Consider the following 21,351-nt stretch of genomic DNA (forward strand, 5'->3'; position numbering starts at 1 on the left):
TGGCGCTATCCTAGCATGAAACGTCGCAGATAGTAAAGTTTTTCCTTGACTTTCTAAGAGAGCCTCGGCTACGATAATTTCTATGTCCGACCAAGGCCTTCATATCAGGAATCTGCGCTCCACCATCGCCGGCAAAGAGATCCTCAAAGGAATCGACCTCTCGGTCGAGGCCGGCCGCGTGCACGCGCTGATGGGACCCAACGGCAGCGGCAAGTCGACGCTTGCTTTCTCGCTCACCGGCCACCCCCAGTACGAGGTGACCGGCAGCGTCGAGCTGGATGGCGAGGATATCCTCGCGCTCTCGCCCGACAAACGGGGGCGCGCGGGCCTTTTCCTTTCGTTTCAGTATCCCGCCGCGATCCCGGGCGTCAAAGTCGCCAACTTCCTGCACGCGGCTCGGCAAGCCGAGCGCCCCGGCGATCTTCCGCCGGCGAAGTTTCGCGCGCTTCTCTTGGAAAAGATGGATCAGCTCGGCATCGATCCGTCCTTCATGGGGCGCTATCTGAACGACGGCTTCTCCGGCGGTGAAAAGAAGCGGCTCGAGATGCTGCAGCTCGCCGTCTTGGCGCCGAAATACGCGATCCTCGACGAAACCGATTCCGGCCTGGACATCGACGCACTCAAAGACGTCGGCGCGTCGATCGCTGCGCTGCGTGCGAGCGAGGAAGGGCGCAAAGCGGGCTTCCTTATCATCACGCACTACCCGCGAATCCTGCAGTACGTCGTTCCCGACGTCGTGCACGTCATGATCGACGGACGCATCGTCAAGAGCGGCGACGCGGATCTCGCGCAGCGCGTCGAGCGCGAGGGTTACGATAAGCTCCGCGAGGAGGCCGAGGCTCTTGCCTAACGTTGCCGTCGCGACGGCCGAGACTTCCCCGCTCTTCGGCCGCCTGGCAACGCTTCCCAACGAACCGCTTACCAACGAGCAGCGGCGCGCTGCCCTCGAACGCTTTCTGGCGCTTCCGAGCGGGCGCGAACGCGCGGGCCGTTTCTGGCGAATCGATTTCGAAACGCTCGTCCCCGATATCGCGCGGCTCGATCTCAATCCCGCGATCGTTTCCGTCGAGAATCCCAATCCCGCCGTCGTCGTCTACGATCTCGCAACGGCGGCGCGCGAGTGCCCGCAACTGCTTGCTCGTGCCTTCGGAGCGACCGGAATCCATGCGACGAAGTTCGGCGCACTGACCGCTGCCTTCGCGCACGTCGGCTGCTTTATCCACGTACCCGCCGATCGTGCCTGCGACCATCCGGTCGTGGTTCGTTACGCCGGCGGCGACGCGACCGTCTTCCCTTCGACCGTCGTGCTCGTCGAGCGCGGTGCGCGCGTCACGATCGTCGAACGCATCGAGGCCGATGCGGGCGCGTTCGTCTGCGGCGCGACCGAGATCGTCACCGAAGAGCACGCCGACGTTTCTTTTGCCGCGCTTCAGCAGGCCGCAGCCGCGCGCGTCGTCTGGAATCGCACGGCGCGTCCGGGCAAAGACGCGAAGATGGCCTGGGCCGACGCCGAACTCGGTGCCGATCTTGCGGCGGGCGATCTTACGGTTTCAATCGAGCAGACGGGAATCGCCGCAGAGATCGCGGCTATCTTCTTCCCCCGCGGCTCGCAGCACGTCGACGTTATCAGCTCGGTCGAGCATCGGGCCGGCGAAGCGAGCTCGAATACCCTCGTCAAATCCGCGGCTCGCGAGCGTGGTCAGGCTCGGTTTCTCGGCAACATCCGCATCGCCGCGCACGCGCAGGGCAGCGACGCGCGCCTGCGCGATGACGCGCTGCTGCTCTCGCCCACGGCGCACATCGATTCGGTTCCCGCGCTCGAGATCGGCGCAAACGACGTCAAGGCCTATCACGGTGCGACGGTCGGCGCGATGGACTCCGAGCAAATCTTTTACATGGAGAGCCGCGGCATCGAACGCTCCGCCGCGGAACGCATGATCGCGCTGGGCTTTTTCGAGCCCGCGCTCGAGCGTTTCCCGACGGCCTCGCTGCGCGACGAGCTCCGTGAGGCTTTGGCGGCAAAGCTCTCGTGACGCAGACCTTACGCGTAGACCCGAAGGTCGAGCGCATCATCGCGGATTTCCCGATTCTCGCGCGGCCGACGTCGCGCGGAAAACGGCTGGTCTACCTCGACTCGGCCGCCACCTCGCAGAAGCCGCGGGCCGTCATCCAAGCCCTCGTCGACTACTACGAGCAGTACAACGCGAACATTCATCGCGGCGTCTACGAGATCGCGGAGCGGGCGACCGAAGCCTACGAGCAAGCGCGAGTCAAAGTCGCGCGCTTCATCGGCGCTCGCACGCCCGAGGTCGTCTGGGTCCGCAACACGACCGAGGCGGTTAACCTCGTCAGCTACTCTTGGGCGACGCACAACGTCGGTAAGGGCGACGCGATTCTGCTCAGCGAGCTGGAGCACCATTCGGATCTCGTGCCGTGGCAGCTCCTCGCCGAGCGAAACGGCGCAGAGCTTCGTTTTATTCCCGTTGACGAACGCGGCATTCACGTGCTCGACGACCTCGATCGGCTCCTCGACGGCTGCAAGCTCGTCGCCGTCTCGCACGTCAGCAACACGCTGGGCACGATCGCGCCGCTAGAGAAGATCGTTCCGCGGGCGCACGCCGCGGGCGCGCTCGTTCTCGTCGATGGCGCGCAGGGCGCGCCGCATTTGCCGCTCGACGTCAAAGCGCTCGACGTCGACTTCTACGCCTTTAGCGGGCACAAGATGCTCGCCCCAACCGGTATCGGCGCCCTCTACGCCAAACGCGAACTGCTCGAAGCGATGCCGCCCTTCCTCAGCGGCGGCGACATGATCCGGAAGGTCGAGTACGCGCACACCTCATTCGCCGAACCGCCGCGCAAATTCGAGGCCGGCACGAGCAACATTGCCGACGCCATCGCCTTCGGCGTCGCCGTCGAGTATCTCGAAGGCGTGACGATGGAGTGGGTGCGCGAGCACGAGAAGGGCCTGACGACCTACGCCCTGGCGCGTTTGAGCGAATACGAGGCGCGCGGCCTCGCAATCTACGGCCCACGCGATCCGGAGAAGATCTCCGGTGCGATCTCCTTCAACTTCGGCGACGTGCACGCGCACGATCTGGCCTCGATCCTCGATACCGAAGGCGTCTGCATACGCGCCGGCCATCACTGCACGATGCCGCTCATGGAAAAGATGGGCTGGAGCGCAACGGCGCGCGCGTCGTTCTATCTCTACAACACCGAGGCGGATATCGACGTGCTCTGCGAAGGAATCGAAAAGGCTGCTGCGGTCTTTGGGCTGTAGAGCGGTTCTCTAGGTTGGACGACTTTTACCGCGACTACATTCTCGACCACTACCGCAGTCCGCGGAACTTCGGCAATTTCGAGAATCCCGACGTCGAGGCCGAGGATCTCAACCCGCTCTGCGGCGATCAGATCAAGATGGAACTGAAGGTCGACGACGGCGTGATTCGCGACGTCCGCTTTTCCGGAAAAGGATGCGCGATCAGCCAAGCCTCGGCGTCGATGCTGACCGAACAGGTGAAGGGCATGAAGCTCGCCGATGTAGCCAAGCTTTCCAAAGAGGCCGTCCTCGATAACGTCGGGATCGGTATCAGCCCGACACGCATGAAGTGCGCGATGCTCGGCCTGCGCGTGCTCAAGAGCGCGGCGATCGGGCGACTCGCCGACTGGCCCGACGAAATCACCTGACCCGGGCTACTGCGGTTTGATCCAGTAGTGCTCGGTAATCTGTAGGCCGCCGGGGCCCGGCGCCACCGTAAACGTTTCGAAGTATTCGCCGGCGCTGGTTTTGACGTCGGCCATCACTTTATAACCCCCGCCCGAGGGCTCAGATCGAACCGATTCGACCGTCGCGTTCGCAGCCATGAACGCTTCGCTCGGCGATCCCTGCGCGAGATACGATCCCGCCGTGCTTCGATCACCGCGCGCAAGAGCGCCGAGATACGAACGCACGACCGACGTCGCGCGGTCCTCATTTGTCGCCGCAGCGGCCGTCGCCGTTGGTGCCGGCGGCCGCGCCTGTGCGACCGGTGGAACCGGCGTGGGCGTTCGGCGTACGGGCGCCGCAACGGGCGCAGCGTGCGGCGTCGGCGTGGGTGCCGCGCTCGCCGCGGGTGCCGCAGACTTCTTCGGAGCGGGCGCTGGGCGTTTCGTCGGGGCGGCGCTCGGCGTCGAGCTGGGCGTCGTGCTCGGTCTCTGCGTGGGTGCGGCGCTCGCTCTTTGCGTGGGCACGGCGCTCGGTGTACTGGTGGGTGAAATCGTCGGAGAGATCGCCGGCTGCGGCGTCAGTGTCGGAAGCGCGGTGGGCTCGATGGCGACCGTCCCCGATGCGCGCTGCGGTTTTTGCTTCGAACCGCCGAAGAAATGCGCGAGGACGCCGCCCAACAAGAGCCCGGCCAGAACGACGACGATAACCAGTGGGAAGAGCGGCAGCCCTCCACGCGGCTCGTCGTCCGTGCGACGCCGCCGGGGGGGTTCCCTCACTATGTTGTTGCGAGCCGCTCTGCCAATGCGTCTCGTAGCGAGGCGGGCAAAGCGGTAATAAGCTCGGGTCTCTGCTCGACGAACAGCGCGGTAGCTTCCTTGAGCAGGTCGGGGTTCCCGCGCGCGTATGCAAGAAGGGCATCGACCGCGCCGTTCTCGCGTTGCGCGATGCTCTCGAGGGTCGTACCGGCGCCCTCGGCGGCGTCTTCAGAGGACTCGCCGCGCTCGCGGAACGCGTTGAAGACCGCTTCGATCAGCGCCTGATACGCATCTCGCGGCATCGCCGAAAGCTCGCGCGCATATAACACGGCGAGATCCGCCTCGTCCATCTTTGCGAGAAGCTTCTCGACTGCGCCGACGAGCATGTCGGCCGGCACGTTCCCGAAGGACATCGGCCGATTGATTTATCCTCGACAGCAGGCAGCTCCTCGATGCGGAAGAAATTGCGCCCCATGATCCGAGTGAAGGTGCCGCTCGATCTTCATGCCGTCGCCCTCGGCGGCTCGGGTGCCTTCGCGCTTGCCACGCCGCTGCGCGTTCGCGACCTGCTGGGGTTTGCGGTCCGGGAGGCGATCGGAAAACGAGCGCCACGCGACAAGTTCTCGCGCAGCGTCGGGCGGACGCTCGCGGGTCTCGCGTCGGGAGATTTCACGATCGACGTTAACGGGCGAAGCTATACCGACGCCGATACCGTCGTCGTTTGTGAGGGCACGGCAGACGTCCGCTTCTTCCTCAGCACCCGGCGGAGGGTAGCGAAGAACCGCACCTAATGGCCACGAGCAACCGCAAGACCTCCTCTTGCGGCGGGTGATACTGTAAGTAGGAACAAGTCTTCTCGGCAGAAACGGAGTTCCCAATCAAACTCGGCCTCCTCCTCGTTACCGCGCTCTTGCCGGTGACTCCATCTGCTTATGCAGATTTTCAGTACGATCTGCAGGGGCAAGATCTCTATCAGGTTCAGGCGGCGTCGACGGGCTCGCGGGTTTCGTACGACGGCACGGAGCTCTTGTCGGTGCGCCGGGATGGGGAAGCCACGCGCTTCGAGGCACGCGCCCGCTACGTTCGCGATAGCCCCGACGGTCGCACCGACGGCAATGCGAAGTTCGTCGCCGACATGATGCCGAACGGCGCGTTCGAGGATCGCGTCGACGACGACCCCGACTTTTTGACGATCCTCAATCAACCGTTTGCCGTGCAGCTCGACGCGGCAACGCTGCGAGATCTGCAAGATCTGCGCGGTTCCGTTCCGTTCGCCGCCAACTCTCCGCTGGGCGGCGGCTCGGTATTACGAGGTTTCCTGCGCCCCGGAACCGACGGACCGATCGCGGGCCACCCCACGGTCGCGGTCCGTTTTCAAGCGCAAGGTCCGATGAACGGTGGGCTGCCCGGGCACGGCGGCGCCATCACCGGGACGATGCGGATGGACGGAACCGCCTACTATTCTCTCGAGAACGCGATGCTGCTCGCGCTGCGCGCGACGCTGACTATCCAGGCGCGTCTGCACGACAGCAAGCCCGCTGTTTACGTGCCGGTACGCATCACCTACGTGCGTTCGATTCGCGCGTCGGGTACGCCCGTCGTCAAAACGCCCCGATAAGCTCGACCTGCAGCGGGTGGCGGAAGGGCTCTTCCCGCAGTTCGGTCAGCGGGGTAAAGGCCAAATGGTTTTGATGGCAGTCGATGAGCATCTCGATCCCACGCTTCACGCAGCCGGTCTCTTCGACGTACTTTGCCAGCTTTTTCTTGAAGTAGGCGCGCGGGTCGTGTAGGACTTTCGCGTAGTACGGGTCGTCGGTCAAGCTTTGCGGATCGACGCCCTCTTTGGGGACGAGCCAGACGAACGACGGGTCCTCGCCCTGACGGTAACCGATGAGCACGAGCGGTATCGCTCTCGCCGAACGGAGGTTCGGCACGAAGCTGCAGATGGTATATGCGTCCAACGAGATGTCCGTCGGTTCGATGGCCTGCTGCATGAGAATACCTTTCGCCGGTGGCTGCGGCACAAACAAAAAACCGCTTCGTCTCTCCTCGAGCGAAGCGGTCTTGCTATCAACGTCGGGCGGTCGGCCCGAGCAAACGCGGCATCACCCATCCTTGTCGGAAAGCACCCGAATTCCCCCCGGCCTGCGAGCTCGCCCGAGCGGCCGCTTTGAGGAGTTTTCGGGGCGCATGTGAAACCACCGGGCCTAGGTGTGGTGTCGGGCAAGGTATGAGCGCGCTCGCACCACTCCTTGCAGGAGTATACGTGCCATCAGTGATTCCGTCGGGCCGAACCTCGGCCGTGCAGGCGGCGGGCGACTCGGCTCCCAGCGTCCAGAACTTCGAACGGATCGTCGATGATTACCAGCGCCGTCTCTATGGATTTGCGCTGCGCATGACCGGCAACCGGGAAGACGCCGAGGAGATCGTCCAGGACGCCTTCGTGCGCGCCTATCGCGCGCTCGGCAAGATGTCCTCGGAGCAACGCGCAGACCTGCGCCTGCAGCCGTGGCTCTATACGATCACGCTCAACGTAACCCGCAACCGGCTGCGCAGCAAGCGCCCGTCCAACGTCGCACTCGACGCGCTAGCCGACCCCGATGCGCTCCTGCGCGAGTCAAACGAAGGGCCGCCGCAACCCGAAGCGATCGTCGAGCAGAATACCGAGATCGCGCTGGTCGAGCGTGCCCTTCTCCAGCTGCCGATGCACCTGCGTGCCGCGGCCACCCTGCGCTTTATCGAAGGGCGCAGCCACCCCGAGATCGCCGAGATCCTCAATCAGCCGATCGGAACCGTAAAGTCGCACGTTCACCGCGCCGTGCGAATCTTACGCCGCATACTCGGCCCGCAAATCGGAAGATTCGCCCCCGAAGGAGTTCCAGTACATGCGTTGTCGTGACGTTGATGCGTTATGGGACGAGCTGCGCGGCGAGTGCCGAGCCTCGTTAAAAGAGACCGTCCATACACATCTGAGCGCCTGCCCCTCCTGTCAGGCCGTCTACGAACAATACGCCGGTGTCGCCTACTGCCTCTCCTGCCTGCCGCAGCCCGAGCCTTCGTGCGATCTCGCCAAGAAGGTCATCACGCACATTGCCGCGCTCAAGGGTAAACTCTCGGCCCCGATCGTGCTGGCCGTAGTTTCCACACCTTTGGGCCGGCTCTACGTCGGATTCAAGGCCGAGCGGATTGCCTACGTCAGCCTCGATACCGGCGATCCGCCGGAGGAAATTGCGGCGCGCGCCGAGCGCCGGCTGCGCCGGAGCATTGTTTCCGGAGACGCGCCCGGCTGGCTCGTTCGGGCAATCGAGCGATTCTTCAGCACCTGGCAGGTCGACGATGCCATCATGGACTTGAGCGATCTCACCCCGTTCGAGCAGGACGCGCTCCGCGCGGCGGCCAGCATTCCGCCCGGTGAAGTCCGCTCGTACGCCTGGGTTGCGACGCAGATCGGCCGACCAAGGGCCGCACGTGCCGTTGGACGGGTGATGGCACGCAATCCAATGCCCCTTCTCTTTCCCTGCCACCGCGTCGTCGACTCCTCAGGCGATCTGCACGACTACTATTACGGCCTCGAGATGAAAGCCCGACTACTGCAGATGGAGGGCTACCGCGGCTAGAAGCCAACCTTAACGAAGGTGGCGATTCGCGTCCTATTTTCCGTCCAGCCGCGGCTCATTTCGGGCCGCGCTGTTTTGATCTGATGGCCGATCCTCGAGTATCCGCCATCCCGGACGTGCACGGCCATGCCAAGGGCGAGCACCGGCCGTTCACCGAGGAGCGCCCGATCGCATATTCGGCTCGGATGCTCTTCCTCTGGTTCTATCATGCTTGCCGGCGAATGTCGCCGCGCTTTCTGATGGTCGCCGATCACGCCAACTACCTCACGTTTGAGGACCCGGGGGCGGTTGCGACGGTCAGGCGCGCGCTCAAGCTCGCGCATGCCGGCGACCTGCTCGGGGCCGCCGAGACCGCCGGCGTCGAGATCTCGCACGCGGCGCTGGTCTCGGAGGGACTGCGGCGCGGCATGCGTTTTGCCATCGGCGCTGAGATCGACAACGACCCGCGAGCACGCCCCGATGCTCAGAACATCGTCGATGCCCTGCGTCCGGACGGCATCATCCGTTCCGTGCACTTCGTTCCGATCCAGCATCCCGAGAAGGGGGCCGACTGGTCCTGGCCGTTCGACAGCCCCGAGTTCAGCGCGCTTCACGATCTGATTCCCCCCGAACGGCTGTGGGAGCTCTATACCGCCCGGCTCTTCGACGATATCGAGAAGCTGCCGACGCACATCGTCGGCCACTTCTACGTTCCGGCGGTTTACGGGCGCTGGCCGAATCAGAAGCTGCTCGAGCAGTACGAAGACCGGCTTCTCGACCTCTGTCACGCGCGGGGACTCGCCGTCGAGATCAACACGAGGTTCCTCTACCGCGATCATCCCGAGGAGCGCAAGCAAAAGTACCTGGAAGCCAACTCGCGCCTCGCCCGCAAGGCGAAGGCCCGAGGCGTCGGGATCGCGGTTGGCTCCGACGCGCACAGTCCGAAGGATCAAGGCAATGGGTTCGACGTGATCCTCCGATTGCTCGACGACGCGCACATCAACGAACTCGTCTTCCCAGTCGGCGGACGTCTGGCTCGCGTCGCCTTGCGCGCCACCCGCGAACACCTCGAAGCCCAAGCGCAGGCGCGCCGCCAGCCGGCAGCGCCGGGAAGCAGTATCAGCGGATATAGCCGCGCCGAGTTGGGCCTGCCCGAAGAGAGCGAAAGCGTCGCCGGCTCGCGGTCGTCTCGCCGAGAAGGCGGCCCAAAGAAGCGCTCGGCTCCCGCCACGACGAGCACCTCGCGCCGAACCGTCGATTCGACTTCTTCTGCTACGAAAGCGAAGGCGGCCCGCTTGGAAAAACTGGCCCCGGAACCGAAGAAAAAGGTCGCAAAGCAGCCCCCGCGACCGCCGGCGGCGCCTGCAAACCGAAAGAAAACGCCGGTGAAACCGCCGCCGCGAAGCAGCGCGAAGAAGTCGCCGGCCCCGCCGGTTAAGCCAAAGAAAGCGGTGCCCCGGAAGAGCCCGGTTCGCAAGGCGCCCAGCAAAAAAGCCGAGACGTCGAGCAAGAAAACCATTCGTAAGAAAACCGCGGTGAAGAAAGCCGTTCCGCGGCGACCGGTCAACAAGTTGAAGCGGCCGGCCGGAGCCGTCAAAAAGACCGCTAAGAAGAAAAAGACTGCGGCCAAGCGCCGCTAGCAGCCAAATCGATAGGGGACAAGCAAGTGGCGGATATCGCGCGCCTTAGAAATATCGCATTCGTCGGACCGCATCACACCGGAAAGACGACGTTGGTCGAAGCGATTCTCGCCCACACCGGCGCCATCGGCCGCCGCGGCTCGATCTCCGACGGTACGACGGTTACCGATCACGAACCCGAAGACGCTGCGCACCTTCAATCGACCACCGTTGGGTTCGCGCACGCGACCGACGACGGCATCGACATCACGATCGTCGACTCACCCGGTTTCGTCGACTTCTTCGAGGAGACAAAGCAGGCGCTTGCGGGCGTCGACGCCGCGATCGTCGTGCTGGAAGCCGATCCCGGCCGCGTCGTTCAAACGCAAGGGGTCATCGATTACATCGAGTCGGTCCGGATGCCGCACATCTTCGTCATCAACAAGATGGATCGCCCGGGGGCGGACTTCGCGCAGACGCTCGCGGCGTTGCAGAGCGCCTACGGGCGCCACGTCGTCGCCGAACAGCTGCCGCTCGGCAGCGCCGAACACTTCCGCGGTTACGTCGATCTCGCAGAGCTGAAGGCCTTTACGCTCGAAGGTACGGAAGAATCGATTCCCGGCGATGCGCAGGATCAGGCGCAGCTCATGCACGTCGAGTTGTTAGAAGCGATGGCCGACTTCGACGATCACCTGATGGAAGAGCTGCTCGAGGGCGTCGAGCCGCCGCTCGAAGAGATCGAACGCGATCTTTGCAGCGAATGTTCCCACGATCAGGTCGTGCCGGTTCTGGTCGCGGCCGGAGCCTCCGGCGCCGGTGTCGCGGCACTCGTTCGCGCGATCGAAAAGTGGCTGCCGTCACCCGCCGATGCGCCGCAGGTCGATGCCGAGGGCCGTGCGATCCAACCCGATGCCGCCGGTCCGGTCATCGCGCGAATCGTCAAAACGTCGATCCATCCGCAGAGCGGGAAGATTTCGATTGCGCGAATTCTCTCCGGAACCCTCAAGCATGACGCGACGCTGAGCAACGTCAGCAAACACGACGAAAAGGTCCGGCTCGGCGGCCTCTACCGTCTGCAAGGTAAAAAGCAAGAGCCGCTTACCGCGGCCGGCCCCGGCACGATCGTCGCGCTGGCGCGCCTCGACTCGGTCGCGACGGGCGACACGCTCACGTCGAACGGACACAAAGTGCTGCTGCCGCGTTTTCCGGTGGCCGAACCAGTCTTCGCGGTCGCAATCAAGCCAAAGGAGCGCATCGACGAAGCGAAGATTTCGCAGATGCTCGCGCGCATCGTGGACGAGGATCCCGCGCTGCGTCTCGAGCGCGCCGACGTTACCCACGAGCTTCTCCTGCTGGGCAGCGGTGAACAGCACGTCTCGATCGCCGTCGAGCGCTTAGCGCGCAAGTACAAAGTTGAAGTCGAGACCGCCGCGCCCTCGATCCCGTATCTCGAGACGATCACCGGCGGAACCGAGATTCACTCGCGTTACAAGCACCAGACCGGCGGCCACGGGCAGTTCGGCGACGTCTGGCTTCGCTTCGAACCGCGCGAACGCGGCGCCGGCATCACCTTCGACGAGAAGATCGTCGGCGGCGTCGTGCCGCGTCAGTTCATACCGGCCGTCGAAAAAGGCGTGCGCGAAGCGCTCGTCCACGGCCCGGGCGGCTACCCGGTCACCGATTTGCACGTGACGCTCTTCGACGGCCAGTATCACGACGTCGACTCGAGCGAGCAGTCGTTCAAGACCGCGGCCGGCATGGGCGTGCGCGAGGCGCTCCCCAAGTGCAACCCGGTCGTGCTCGAACCGGTCGCGCACGTGAGCGTCATCGTGCCGTCGGCCTACACGTCGACCGTCATTCAGCAGCTCACCGGCAAGCGCGGACAGATCCTCGGAATGAACCCGCACGACGATCGCGCCGGCGTCGACGTCGTTGAAGCGTACGTGCCGGCCGTCGAGCTCTCGCGCTATATCACCGAGCTGCGCACGGCGACGCAAGGCCTCGGCACGTATTCGTGGCGCCACGAACGCTACGATCCGGTACCGGGAAATCGCGTCGCCCCGAAAGCAGCCGTCTGAAGTTGCAATCCTCCGGGAGAATCCTCGCCGCAGCCGGCATACTGGCTCTCGGCCTGGCTGCCTGTACGAAAACCGGGGGCGCCGGAACAGGCCGGCACGCGTGGACCACCCCGGGTCTCTTGCGAGTCGCTATCCAGACGGATTTGAAGAACCTTAATCCGCTGCTCAATTCCAACACCACCGACGGATTCATCGATGGGCTGATGTTCGAACCCCTGCTGACCGCCGATGACAAAGGCAACCCGCTGCCGATGCTCGCCGGCGAAGTTCCGACACTCGAGAACGGCGGGGTGAGCGCCGACGGCCTCACGATCACCTATCAGCTGCGCCACGACGTAAAGTGGAGCGACGGTGTCCCGCTGACGTCGGCCGACGTCAAGTGGTCGTGGGAAGCGATCATGAACCCGAACAACAACGTCGTTTCGCGCCACGGGTACGACTACATCGACTCGATCGATACGCCGAATCCTCACCTCGTGGTCGTTCACCTCAAGCAACGGTTCTCGCCCTTCGTTAACACATTCTTTGCGGAAAGCGATCAGCCGTACATGGTCGCGCCCGCGCACGTTCTCGCGAAATACGCGAACCTCAATCAGGTTCCGTTCAACTCGCACCCCACCGTATCCGACGGCCCCTTCAAGTTCGTCGAGTGGGCGCACGGGGATCACATTTCGCTGGTACGCAACGACGCTTTCTTCCTCGGGAAGCCCCGGCTGGACAAGATCGACATTAAGGTTTCGCCCGATGAGGACACCTCCGTCAACCTCCTGCAAACCCACGAGATCGACTACCTGTTCCAAGCCTCGATGCAGACATACCAGGTCCTGCACACGCTTCCCGACGTGAAGCTGGTCTGGGTGAACGTCAACGGCTACGAGGCGATCCAGCTCAACTGCGCGCACGATTTTCTCAAAGACCCGCGCGTCCGTACGGCGATCTCGTATGCCATCGACCGGGCCTTCGTCGTGCACGCGCTGACCTTCGATACGCAAACGATCGCCTCCGAGGACATCCCCAACTGGATGTGGGCCTTCAATCCCAACGTTCGCGTATTCAAGCACGAGCCCGCCAAGGCGCACGATCTCTTGCTCCAGGCCGGATGGCGCCCCGGGCCCGACGGTATCATGCGCAAGAACGGGCAGCGTCTCTCGCTCGTAATGGTCACGAACAACTCAAACGTCACCCGGCGGCGCGAGGCGCTCCTGATCCAAGGCTTCCTGAAGTCGGTTGGAGTCGATGTTTCGATCAAGTCTTATCCGGGCGACGTGCTGTTCGCGCCGGCCGGCATGGGCGGCATCCTCCAGCTGGGGAACTACGACATGTCGCTGACCGGCTGGTACGCGGGGATCGATCCCGACGACAGCTCGCAGTTCATGTGCCGCAACTTCCCGCCCGGCGGTTACAACTACACCCGGTACTGCAGCCCGCAGATGGAGGCGCTGCAGCGGGTCGCGCTGACGCACTACGATAAGCCGACTCGCCGCGCCGCCTACTTCCGTATCCAAGAGCTGCTGGCACGGGACAACCCCGAGCTTTTCGACTACTATTACAAGCAGATGGAGCCGATCAGCGTCGATTTCAAAGGGTTCGATCCCAACCCGGTGACCGAGTCCTGGAACGCATGGCAGTGGAGCATCTAGGGTTACAAGATCTCGCGTGGCTTCGTAAAACCATCGTCGAACGCGCGCTGACCCGGGGCGAGTACGTCCTTTCGGGTGGGGTGCGCAGCGACTATTATATCGACAAGTTTCGGCTCTTCTCCGATCCTCACGTGCTGCGGCGCATCGCGCGGATGTTCACGCCGGTGATCGCCGAGACCAATCCCGACCTCGTCGGCGGCACCGAGCTCGGCGGCGTCGTCATCGCGACCGCGGTCTCACAGCTTTCCGGCGTCCCGATGATCGCCGTGCGCAAGAAGCCGAAAGCATACGGTGCTTTCCCCGACGAATACGTCGAGGGCCCCTATCACGCGGGTCAGCGGGTTCTGCTGCTCGAGGACGTGGTCACCAGCGGCTCCGAGCTGCTCGCGGCCGTTTCGCGGCTGCAGGAACTTGGCCTGACCGTCACGCCCTACGCCGTCGTGAGCCGCGGCCTCGCGCCGGTGCGCGCGCTGATCGGATTTTCGCTGCCGCGCACCCAGCCGAAAACCGACAACTAGGGACGCCCTACAGCAGTTCCATTCCGTCGTTTGCAAGCGCGACCCGTGCTCAAGGCAACGCGGCCAGCACGTCCTCCGCGTGCTCGTCGACGCTCACTTTCGGCCAGCTCTTGACGATCGTGCCCTCGCCATCGATCAGAAAGGTCGCGCGCGCCACACCCACGCTCTTTTTGCCGTCTCTGATTCGTTCGACGATCACGCCGAAGGCGTCGCAGAGCTTCGATTCGGTGTCCGCGAGCAGCGGGAACGGAATCGAGTATTTCGTTTTGAAGCGCTGGTGCGACTCGACGGAGTCGCGGCTGACGCCGACGATGCGAGCGTTCTTTCGTTCGAACTGTTTGTAGATATCGCGGAACTGCGAGGCTTCGCTCGTGCAGCCCGGCGTGTCGTCCTTGGGATAAAAATAGAGGACTAGCGGTCCGCCGAGCAGATCCGTGGTCGAGACCGTTGTGCCCTGGTCGTCGAGCAGCGTGACGTCGGGGAGGCGGTCGCCTTCACCAAGCAAGATTTCGCCCTTTCTCGAAGTGTGTTGTCGTGACTCCCCATCCGTTGGCCGTACGCCTCGTCGAACACCTGCGGGCCGCCCCCGCGGCCCGCGTGCTCGAGTTTGCCTCCGGACGGGGACGCAATACCGAGGCCCTGCGCGCCGACGGATTGACCGTCATCACCGTCGACGACCGTACGGCCGGCTCGGCCGCGCCGCTCGAGGGTCTATCCGGACGCTTCGCGGCGGCACTCTCGACCCACGGGCTCCTGCACGGCACGCCGGCGACGATCGCCGCCACCCTCGCCGGGATCGCCGGGCTTCTTGCCAAAGGCGCGCCGCTCTACGCAACCTTCGGCTCGGTGAACGATGCCCGCTTCGGCAGCGGGACGAAGATCGACGAGTTCGCCTATGCACCCGAATCGGGCGACGAGCGCGGCGTCGCGCACGCGTTCTTCGATCGCGAACGTCTGCGCGCACTTCTAGGAACTCAGTTCACGATTCTTTCTCTCGAGGAGCGCGACGCCGGGCAGAGCGCCGGGCACTGGGCCCACTCGGCGCGCCCGCTCTCGGACGCCGTCCATTGGTTTGCCGTCGCTACGGCAAAATAAACGCGCAGATAAAGGCGACGATCAGCGCGACGGCGACGATGCTGCCTGCCGTCTTGTGGCTGTACGGCTTGTGCACGTGGTGATGGGGATTGGTCCGCACCGCGACGGCATGGCGATGCAGCGGAATGTAGACCGCCGCTATCGCCGCGATGACGGTCAGCGGCGGGACGATCAGGCGAAGCGGATGATGCACGCCTATCTATGAGCCGGGCGTAGCGATCAAATCCTGCATCGGGCTCGAGGCGCTGGCGTGGAGCCGTTTGCGCATGCGCCCGGCCAGAAACGCTTCGCGCCCGGCGACGACTGCGTGCTTCATCGCGCTCGCCATTCGGACGGGATCGCTCGCGGCCGCGATCCCGGTGTTCATCAGGAGGGCATCGACGCCCAGCTCCATCGCAAGCGCCGCATCCGAGGCGGTGCCGACCCCGGCGTCGACGATCACCGGCACCTTCGCGCGTTCTTTGATGATGCGGATCGAGTACGGATTGCAGACGCCCAGGCCGCTGCCGATCGGCGCCGCGAGCGGCATGACCGCGGCGCAGCCCAGCTCCTCGAGCTGCTTGCACGCAACCGGATCGTCGCCGATGTACGGCAGTACCGTGAAGCCTTCTTTGACGAGGCGTTCGGCCGCGGCGAGCGTTTCGCGCGAATCGGGATGCAGCGTCTGCGCGTCGCCGATGACCTCGAGCTTGATCAGATCGGTCTGCAGCAGCTCGCGCGCCAGCTGCGCGGTGAGCACGGCGTCTTTCGCGCAGTAGCAGCCGGCCGTATTGGGCAGAATCGTGTAGCGCTCGCGATCGATGTAGTCGAGCATCGTCCGGCCCTGCCGATCGTCGAGGTTGATGCGCCGGATGGCGATCGTCACGATATGGGCACCGCTGGCTTCGTGCGCCGCCTGCATCACTTCCATTGATGGATACTTGCCCGTGCCGACGATCAGCCGCGAGCGCAGCTCCAGCGCGCCGATGCGAAGTGCGTCCTCCATCAGCCGCCCGCCACCGCGGCGATGATTTCGAGCCGGTCGCCCTCTCGCAGGCGATTCGTATCGTACTGCGCGCGCGGAACGACGCGGTCGTTTTGCGCAACCGCAATGCCGGCGCGCGGCGACCCAAGGATATCAAGCAGCGCACCGACCGTTACCTCGTCGGGCAGCTCGTGCAGCTCTCCGTTGACCGTTGCCTTCACGCGTACGTCGTTCGCGCCGGGCGCGATTCTTCCGCGTTGGCGCGCTCGATCGAGAAAGGCCGCAGCGCTTGTGCCGTCGTTCCTTCGATCGCATCGGCGATCAGGCGCGCGGTAATCGGCGCGAGGAGGATCCCATTGCGAAAGTGACCGGTGGCCAGAAAGTATCCGTCGAGCGGGGTTGCGCCGAGGAAGGGCAACCCGTCGGGCGTCCCCGGGCGTAGCCCCGCCCAGCTTTCGGTGACCGAAAAGCTCGCCAGCGACGGGGCCGCCGTCAACGCCGCGTGCAGCAGGTCGTGCATCCCCTGCGCGGTCGGGCGTTCGTCGAACCCAACCGCTTCTACCGTCGCTCCAACGAGCAGACGTCCGTCGTCTCTGGGCACGAGATAACAATGCGACGCCCAGGTCGCGCGGTGCACGAAGTCTTTCGGAATGCCCAGCGCGAGCATCTGTCCCTTGACCGGCGTAACGGGTGGCCGGCACGACGTGGGCGGCCCCTCGAGCTGCGCCGCCCACGCCCCGCAGGCGTTGACGACCCGCGCCGCCGCAACGAATCCCAAATCGGTCGCGACGCCGAGCACGCGACGCGTATCGCATTCGACGCGCAGCGATGCCGTTCTGATGATCCGTACGCCGCGCGCTTCGCAAGCGCTCGCGAGCGCCCGCCCGAGGCGGCGATTGTCGACCGAGCCTTCGTCGCGGACGAGAAGCGCGCCGGTTAGGTGCGGGCCGAGCCAAGGTTCGGCAGCAAGCACCGCCGAGCGCGCCAGCAGTTCGCTGACGACGCCGCGCGATTTCAGGACACGATCCCGCTCGCGCAATTCCGCAAGCTCGGCCTCGTCGCTTGCGACGTGAAGCACGCCCCCGGAGCGCAGCTTCGCGTCGACGCCGCCGGCTTCGCGCACGCGCTCGACGAATGGCGGATACTCGCTCAGCGAGGCAACGCACAGCTCGAGCATCGCCGGCGCGTGCAGTACTTCCGTAAACGGCGCCAGCAAGCCGGCACCGGCCCACGACGCCGCGCGCGCGGGTTCGCCGCGGTCGTAAACACGGACCGTTGCCCCGCGCTGCGCGAGTTCGAAGGCGATCGCCAAGCCGATCAGTCCGGCACCCGCGACGATTACGTCGCCGCCCGCAGTCTTCACCGGCTACATTCCCGTATAGACGGGACCCTCGCCGCCCTCCGGCGGCACCCACGTGATGATCTGATATGGATCGGCGATGTCGCAGGTCTTGCAGTGCACGCAGTTTGTGAAATTGATCTGCAGGCGCCCCTCGAACCCTCCGTCGCTCTTTTCGAAGAGCGGCTCGTAGACGGCCGCGGGGCAGAAGTGACGGCACGGGTTGCCGTACTCGGCGGTGCAGCGGTCGCGGCAGATGTTCGTATCTGAGACGAGCAGGTGGCAGGGCTGATTCTCTTCGTGCATCGTGCCGCTGTTGTATACGTCGGTCAGCTTGTCGAAGGTAAGCACGTTGTCGATCTTCGCGCGCGGCGTCTCCTTGGGCTCCCAGCCCATCTTCTCCATCCGCTCGTACCCGGCTTCGCCGCCGAGCTTGTCGATGAATCCAAATCCGGCGCCGCCGGTAATGGTCGCGAGGCCTGCGTTAACGAGCCCGGCGAGCATGCCGTTGTGAAATCCCTGGTGAAAGTTGCGCGCCGTGCGAAGCTCGCCGTACGCCCAAGATTCTTTGAAGCGCCGCTCGTACGACGACAGCGTCTCGCGATCGAAGCGCTCCGCCTGCAGCGCTTCCCAAAGGGTCTCGGCGGCGAGCATCCCCGACTTCATTCCGAGGTGGATCCCCTTGAGGCGCATGCCGTTGAGGAAGCCGGCGGAATCGCCGACGAGCAGCAGCGCGTCGGCGTACGCGCGCGGCATCGTAAAGAGGCCGCCCTCCGGAATGGCTTTGGCGCCGTAACGGATCATCGTGCCGCCTTCGAGCATCTTAGCGACCACCGGGTGCAGCTTCAGACGCTGCAGCTCATTGTGCGGATCGGTCGTCGGGTTCTTGTAGTCGAGACCGGTCACCATGCCGATGTCGAGGATATTGGCGCCCATACCGTAGATGAAGCCGCCGCCGAACGTCTCCGACGGCAGCGGATATCCGAGCGTGTGAATCACGGAGCCCGCTTTGAAACGATCGTCGGGAAGCTGCCACAGCTCTTTGACGCCGGCGGCGTAAACCTCCGGCTCGCGCTCGGCGGCGAGATCCAAACGCGCAATCGCCTGCTTTGCAAGCGTGCCGCGCGGGCCTTCGCCGAGCACGACGACCTTCGCCATGATATCGGCGCCGGGTTCGTAGTTCGATTTCGGCGCGCCGTTATGATCGAGGCCTTTGTCGCCGGTGCGTACGCCGATGACGCTCTCGCCGTCCCACAGCAGCTCTTGTCCGGGAAACGCCGGAAAGACTTGCGCACCGGCTTCTTCGGCGCGCTCCGCGAGCCAGACGCACAGCTTCTGCAGCGAGGTGACGTACTTGCCGTGATTGTTCAGCGGCGGCGGCGTAAACGGCGCTTTGATCTTGCCGCCCGTCGTCAAGAGCCAGAGTTCGTCGCGGGTCACCGGCGATTCGATGGGAGCGCTCTGGAGCCACTGCGGCAGCAGTTCGTCGAGCGCGCGCGGATCCATGACCGCGCCTGAAAGGCCGTGATTGCCAACCTCCGCAGCCTTTTCGATCACGAGAACCTCCAGCGCGCGTCCAGCCTCTTGCGCGAGCTGCCCAAGACGAATCGCGCCCGCCAAGCTCGCAGGGCCGGCGCCGACGAACAGGACGTCTACTTCGAGCTGGTCGCGTTCGGGCATACGGCTACTTACGCGCAACGGTAGGGGCCGACCCTCCGGCTCGCGCAAAGGGCGTCACAATGAGCCAAACGCTCCGTCGCAGTTTCGCCAGCGACAACAACGCGCCGATCGCTCCCGCAATCCTCGAAGCGATTCTCGAGGCGAATGCCGGCGATGCCCCAGCCTACGGTGACGACGGCTGGACGGCGCGCGCGCGCGAGTGCTTTCGCGAGCACTTCGGCGAGGACGTCGAAGTCTATTTCGCGTTCAACGGCACGGGTGCAAACGTCGCAGCCCTGAGTTCGCTGCTGCGCCCGTGGGAAGCGGTGCTGGCTCCGGTGACCGCGCACTTGCAGAGCGACGAGTGCGGCGCGCTCGAGCGCTTCGCCGGTTCGAAGGTGATCGCCGTCGCAACGCGCGACGGCAAACTGCGCCCCGCCGATCTCGAACCCTATCTGCACGCCGCGGGCGTCGTCCACTTCGCGCAGCCGCGCGTGCTCTCGATCTCGCAATCTCCCGAGTTCGGCGGACTCTACGAAATCGCAGAGCTGCGCGAGCTCTGCCGCTTCGCGCACGACCGCGGGCTGATTGTTCACCTCGACGGCGCGCGTCTCTCGAACGCCGCCGCGGCGTTCGGTACCGGTCTGCGCGCGACCAGCGTTGACGCCGGCGTCGACGTGCTCACCTTCGGCGGCACGAAGAACGGGCTGATGCTCGGCGAGGCGATCTGCTTCTTCAAGCCGGCGATGCACGCCGGGGCTGCACCCTTCGTCCAGAAGCAGTCGATGCAGCTGGCTTCGAAAATGCGCTACATCGCCGCGCAGTTCGTGGCGCTTCTTACCGAGGATAGGTGGCGCACGTACGCGGCGCACGCCAATGCGATGACGGCGCTGCTCCACGAGCGCCTGAAAGCAATCGACGGCCTGCGGATCACGCGAGAGGTGCGCTGCAACGTCATCTTCGCGACCCTCGACCGCGCTGCGATCGAGCAAATTGCGCGCGAGTACTTTTTCTACGTCTTCGACGAGTCGCTGCCCGAAGTGCGCTGGATGACGCACTGGGCGACGACGCCGGAGGACGTTGAGAATTTCGCCGGCTGCGTGAGAGGTGCGCTAGCGCGCTAGTGGCCGGTAACTAGGCCGTCCAGTCGAGCATCGCCGCCCATTCGGGTTTCGGAAAACGCTCCTTACTCTTGATCGCCTCGACGTACTTGCGCTTCCCGGCGCGGTTGCCCTTACCGAGCATCAGGCCGCCGACGAGGCGGTCTTCCCAAAAGAAGAGCGCGCGGTACCACTTCTTCTCTTTATCGATCTTGCGCGCAATCTCGAGATCGGGACGCAGATCGGTGCCCAAGCCGAACTGGGTGATCGTCTGCCCTTTGAAGAGCATCGACGAATACTCTGGTACGTCGTGATACTTTTCGCTGCCGCCCATCATGTTGAGCGCGACGACCTTGCCGTGCGCGCCGGCGTTATTCCACGTGCCCATGCGGTACCGGATCTCTAGAATCGGGTCGTAGAAATCGGCGACATCGCCGGCGGCGTAGACGTGCTTTACGTTCGTCTCGAGGTGATCGTCGCAGAGGATGCCGTTCCGGCTGGTCTCGATGCCCGACCCGTCACAGATTTCCGTATTCATCGAAAGCCCGAAACCGTAAGCGTAGCACTGCGCTTCGATCTCGGCGCCCTTGTTCGTCCGGACCTTGGTGATCGCCCCATTGGCGCGGACGAACTCCTCGACTTCCTCGCCGTAGTGCATGTAGACGCCCTCGGCGCGAGCCGCTTCATCGAGCAAGGCGCCGGCCTCTTCGTCGATAATCCGGTGCAGGCCGCGAGGGCCGCGCATCAGCCAGTGCGTCTCCAGCCCGCGCGAGGCGAATGCCTCGGCGAGCTCGTAAGCGATGAACGATCCGCCGATCGCCACGCCTGCCTTGCTCTCGTCGATCTGCTGCGAGATCGCGCGCGTCTCGTCGAGATACTGAAACGCAAAGAGATTTGAGGCGCCCTCGGAGCCGGGCTTCCCGCTGGGATTGGGGCGCCCGCCGGTCGCAATTAAGAGCGCGTCGTACGGATAGGAGGTACCGTTGGCGGTAACGATCCGCTCTTCGGTAACGATGCGATCGACCGGCGTTTGGAGATGCAGATCGATGCGATGCTCCTCGTGCCAGGCCACGTTGCGAATCATGACCTTGGCCTCGGGGATCTGCTTGCGCAGCATCGGCGGAAGCGAGATTCGGTTATAGAGCGTGTACGGCTCGTCGCCGAAGAGTGCGATCTCGCACGACGGATCGTGCTTGCGCAGCTGTTCGGCCGCCGTGGTTCCCGCAAAGCCGTTGCCGATGATCACGTACCTGCGATCGTCTGAACTCGCCACCAGGCGCAG

At 64.5% G+C, this 21,351-nt stretch carries 24 protein-coding genes; 14 read left to right on the forward strand and 10 right to left on the reverse strand.

All coding sequences use genetic code 11. The features are described from left to right. Window positions 1-82: 82 nt before the first annotated feature. From sufC to VGG51_02375, 4 genes are read left to right on the forward strand one after another with little or no spacing between them, the layout of a single operon-like run. Window positions 83-850: a Fe-S cluster assembly ATPase SufC gene (gene sufC, locus VGG51_02360; protein HEY1881868.1), complete on the forward strand. Its 768-nt coding sequence runs from the start codon at window positions 83-85 to the stop codon at window positions 848-850. After that, window positions 843-2,033 (forward strand): Fe-S cluster assembly protein SufD, encoded by a 1,191-nt coding sequence (sufD, locus tag VGG51_02365; GenBank protein HEY1881869.1) that lies wholly within the window; start codon window positions 843-845, stop codon window positions 2,031-2,033. The genes sufC and sufD overlap by 8 nt, the downstream gene beginning before the upstream one ends. Beyond that, window positions 2,030-3,280 carry a SufS family cysteine desulfurase gene (locus VGG51_02370; GenBank protein HEY1881870.1) on the forward strand — a complete coding sequence of 417 codons (1,251 nt, stop codon included), beginning with the start codon at window positions 2,030-2,032 and terminating at the stop codon, window positions 3,278-3,280. Before sufD ends, VGG51_02370 begins: the two co-directional genes overlap by 4 nt. 14 nt (window positions 3,281-3,294) lie before the next feature. Then, entirely contained in the window at window positions 3,295-3,687 is a 393-nt protein-coding gene (locus tag VGG51_02375) for an SUF system NifU family Fe-S cluster assembly protein (GenBank protein HEY1881871.1), read from the forward strand. 6 nt (window positions 3,688-3,693) lie between these two features. On the opposite strand, the gene VGG51_02380 is transcribed toward VGG51_02375, so the two are convergent. Next, on the reverse strand, window positions 3,694-4,482 hold the full coding sequence (locus VGG51_02380) for a hypothetical protein (protein HEY1881872.1): 789 nt from the start codon (window positions 4,480-4,482) through the stop codon (window positions 3,694-3,696). After that, entirely contained in the window at window positions 4,482-4,874 is a 393-nt protein-coding gene (locus tag VGG51_02385; GenBank protein ID HEY1881873.1) for a hypothetical protein, read from the reverse strand. Before VGG51_02385 ends, VGG51_02380 begins: the two co-directional genes overlap by 1 nt. Window positions 4,875-4,934: 60 nt before the next feature. On the opposite strand from VGG51_02385, the gene VGG51_02390 reads away from it, so the two are divergent. Both VGG51_02390 and VGG51_02395 read left to right on the forward strand, forming a co-directional pair. Beyond that, window positions 4,935-5,252 (forward strand): hypothetical protein, encoded by a 318-nt coding sequence (locus VGG51_02390; GenBank protein HEY1881874.1) that lies wholly within the window; start codon window positions 4,935-4,937, stop codon window positions 5,250-5,252. A gap of 125 nt (window positions 5,253-5,377) precedes the next feature. After that, window positions 5,378-6,079 carry a hypothetical protein gene (locus VGG51_02395; GenBank protein ID HEY1881875.1) on the forward strand — a complete coding sequence of 234 codons (702 nt, stop codon included), beginning with the start codon at window positions 5,378-5,380 and terminating at the stop codon, window positions 6,077-6,079. Here VGG51_02395 and VGG51_02400 read toward each other — a convergent pair. Continuing rightward, the gene (locus VGG51_02400) at window positions 6,063-6,455 is read right to left on the reverse strand and encodes a hypothetical protein (GenBank protein ID HEY1881876.1); all 393 of its coding nucleotides are present in this window, start codon (window positions 6,453-6,455) and stop codon (window positions 6,063-6,065) included. The two genes, VGG51_02395 and VGG51_02400, sit on opposite strands and share 17 nt — an antisense overlap. 281 nt (window positions 6,456-6,736) lie before the next feature. Between VGG51_02400 and VGG51_02405 the strand changes: the two genes are divergently transcribed. The 6 genes from VGG51_02405 (at window position 6,737) to VGG51_02430 (ending at window position 13,912) form a co-directional block, all read left to right on the forward strand. Further along, a complete protein-coding gene (locus tag VGG51_02405) occupies window positions 6,737-7,360 on the forward strand; it encodes a sigma-70 family RNA polymerase sigma factor (GenBank protein ID HEY1881877.1) in 624 nt (207 codons plus the stop codon). Then, a complete protein-coding gene (locus tag VGG51_02410) occupies window positions 7,347-8,078 on the forward strand; it encodes a methylated-DNA--[protein]-cysteine S-methyltransferase (GenBank protein HEY1881878.1) in 732 nt (243 codons plus the stop codon). Before VGG51_02405 ends, VGG51_02410 begins: the two co-directional genes overlap by 14 nt. Window positions 8,079-8,161: 83 nt before the next feature. Next, window positions 8,162-9,697: a hypothetical protein gene (locus VGG51_02415; GenBank protein ID HEY1881879.1), complete on the forward strand. Its 1,536-nt coding sequence runs from the start codon at window positions 8,162-8,164 to the stop codon at window positions 9,695-9,697. Between the two features lie 26 nt (window positions 9,698-9,723). Continuing rightward, window positions 9,724-11,754: an elongation factor G gene (locus tag VGG51_02420; GenBank protein HEY1881880.1), complete on the forward strand. Its 2,031-nt coding sequence runs from the start codon at window positions 9,724-9,726 to the stop codon at window positions 11,752-11,754. A 143-nt stretch (window positions 11,755-11,897) separates the two neighbouring features. Next, complete coding sequence (locus VGG51_02425; protein ID HEY1881881.1) at window positions 11,898-13,394, forward strand: peptide ABC transporter substrate-binding protein; 1,497 nt, start codon at window positions 11,898-11,900, stop codon at window positions 13,392-13,394. Further along, entirely contained in the window at window positions 13,376-13,912 is a 537-nt protein-coding gene (locus VGG51_02430) for a phosphoribosyltransferase family protein (protein HEY1881882.1), read from the forward strand. The genes VGG51_02425 and VGG51_02430 overlap by 19 nt, the downstream gene beginning before the upstream one ends. Window positions 13,913-13,961: 49 nt before the next feature. On the opposite strand, the gene VGG51_02435 is transcribed toward VGG51_02430, so the two are convergent. Next, complete coding sequence (locus tag VGG51_02435) at window positions 13,962-14,417, reverse strand: peroxiredoxin (GenBank protein HEY1881883.1); 456 nt, start codon at window positions 14,415-14,417, stop codon at window positions 13,962-13,964. Between the two features lie 29 nt (window positions 14,418-14,446). On the opposite strand from VGG51_02435, the gene VGG51_02440 reads away from it, so the two are divergent. Further along, a complete protein-coding gene (locus tag VGG51_02440) occupies window positions 14,447-15,007 on the forward strand; it encodes a hypothetical protein (GenBank protein ID HEY1881884.1) in 561 nt (186 codons plus the stop codon). Here the strand turns inward: VGG51_02440 and VGG51_02445 are convergent. The 5 genes from VGG51_02445 to VGG51_02465 are packed head-to-tail and all read right to left on the reverse strand — an operon-like array spanning window position 14,994 to window position 18,990. Next, window positions 14,994-15,200, reverse strand: a complete 207-nt coding sequence (locus VGG51_02445; GenBank protein ID HEY1881885.1) for a hypothetical protein — start codon at window positions 15,198-15,200, stop codon at window positions 14,994-14,996. The genes VGG51_02440 and VGG51_02445 overlap by 14 nt on opposite strands. A 6-nt stretch (window positions 15,201-15,206) precedes the next feature. Further along, entirely contained in the window at window positions 15,207-15,992 is a 786-nt protein-coding gene (locus VGG51_02450) for a thiazole synthase (protein ID HEY1881886.1), read from the reverse strand. Further along, complete coding sequence (thiS, locus tag VGG51_02455) at window positions 15,992-16,192, reverse strand: sulfur carrier protein ThiS (GenBank protein HEY1881887.1); 201 nt, start codon at window positions 16,190-16,192, stop codon at window positions 15,992-15,994. The genes VGG51_02450 and thiS overlap by 1 nt, the downstream gene beginning before the upstream one ends. Next, the gene (gene thiO / locus VGG51_02460) at window positions 16,189-17,334 is read right to left on the reverse strand and encodes a glycine oxidase ThiO (protein ID HEY1881888.1); all 1,146 of its coding nucleotides are present in this window, start codon (window positions 17,332-17,334) and stop codon (window positions 16,189-16,191) included. Before thiO ends, thiS begins: the two co-directional genes overlap by 4 nt. 3 nt (window positions 17,335-17,337) lie before the next feature. After that, window positions 17,338-18,990, reverse strand: coding sequence for an electron transfer flavoprotein-ubiquinone oxidoreductase (locus VGG51_02465; protein ID HEY1881889.1), 1,653 nt, complete (start codon window positions 18,988-18,990; stop codon window positions 17,338-17,340). Window positions 18,991-19,049: 59 nt separating this feature from the next. Here VGG51_02465 and VGG51_02470 point away from each other — a divergent pair, with 59 nt between their 5' ends. Next, window positions 19,050-20,093: a beta-eliminating lyase-related protein gene (locus VGG51_02470; protein HEY1881890.1), complete on the forward strand. Its 1,044-nt coding sequence runs from the start codon at window positions 19,050-19,052 to the stop codon at window positions 20,091-20,093. 10 nt (window positions 20,094-20,103) lie between these two features. Here VGG51_02470 and VGG51_02475 read toward each other — a convergent pair whose 3' ends face one another. Continuing rightward, window positions 20,104-21,342: an NAD(P)/FAD-dependent oxidoreductase gene (locus VGG51_02475; protein ID HEY1881891.1), complete on the reverse strand. Its 1,239-nt coding sequence runs from the start codon at window positions 21,340-21,342 to the stop codon at window positions 20,104-20,106. Window positions 21,343-21,351 lie beyond the last annotated feature (9 nt).

The organism is Candidatus Cybelea sp., assembly GCA_036489315.1.
Classification (GTDB): Bacteria; Vulcanimicrobiota; Vulcanimicrobiia; order Vulcanimicrobiales; family Vulcanimicrobiaceae; genus Cybelea.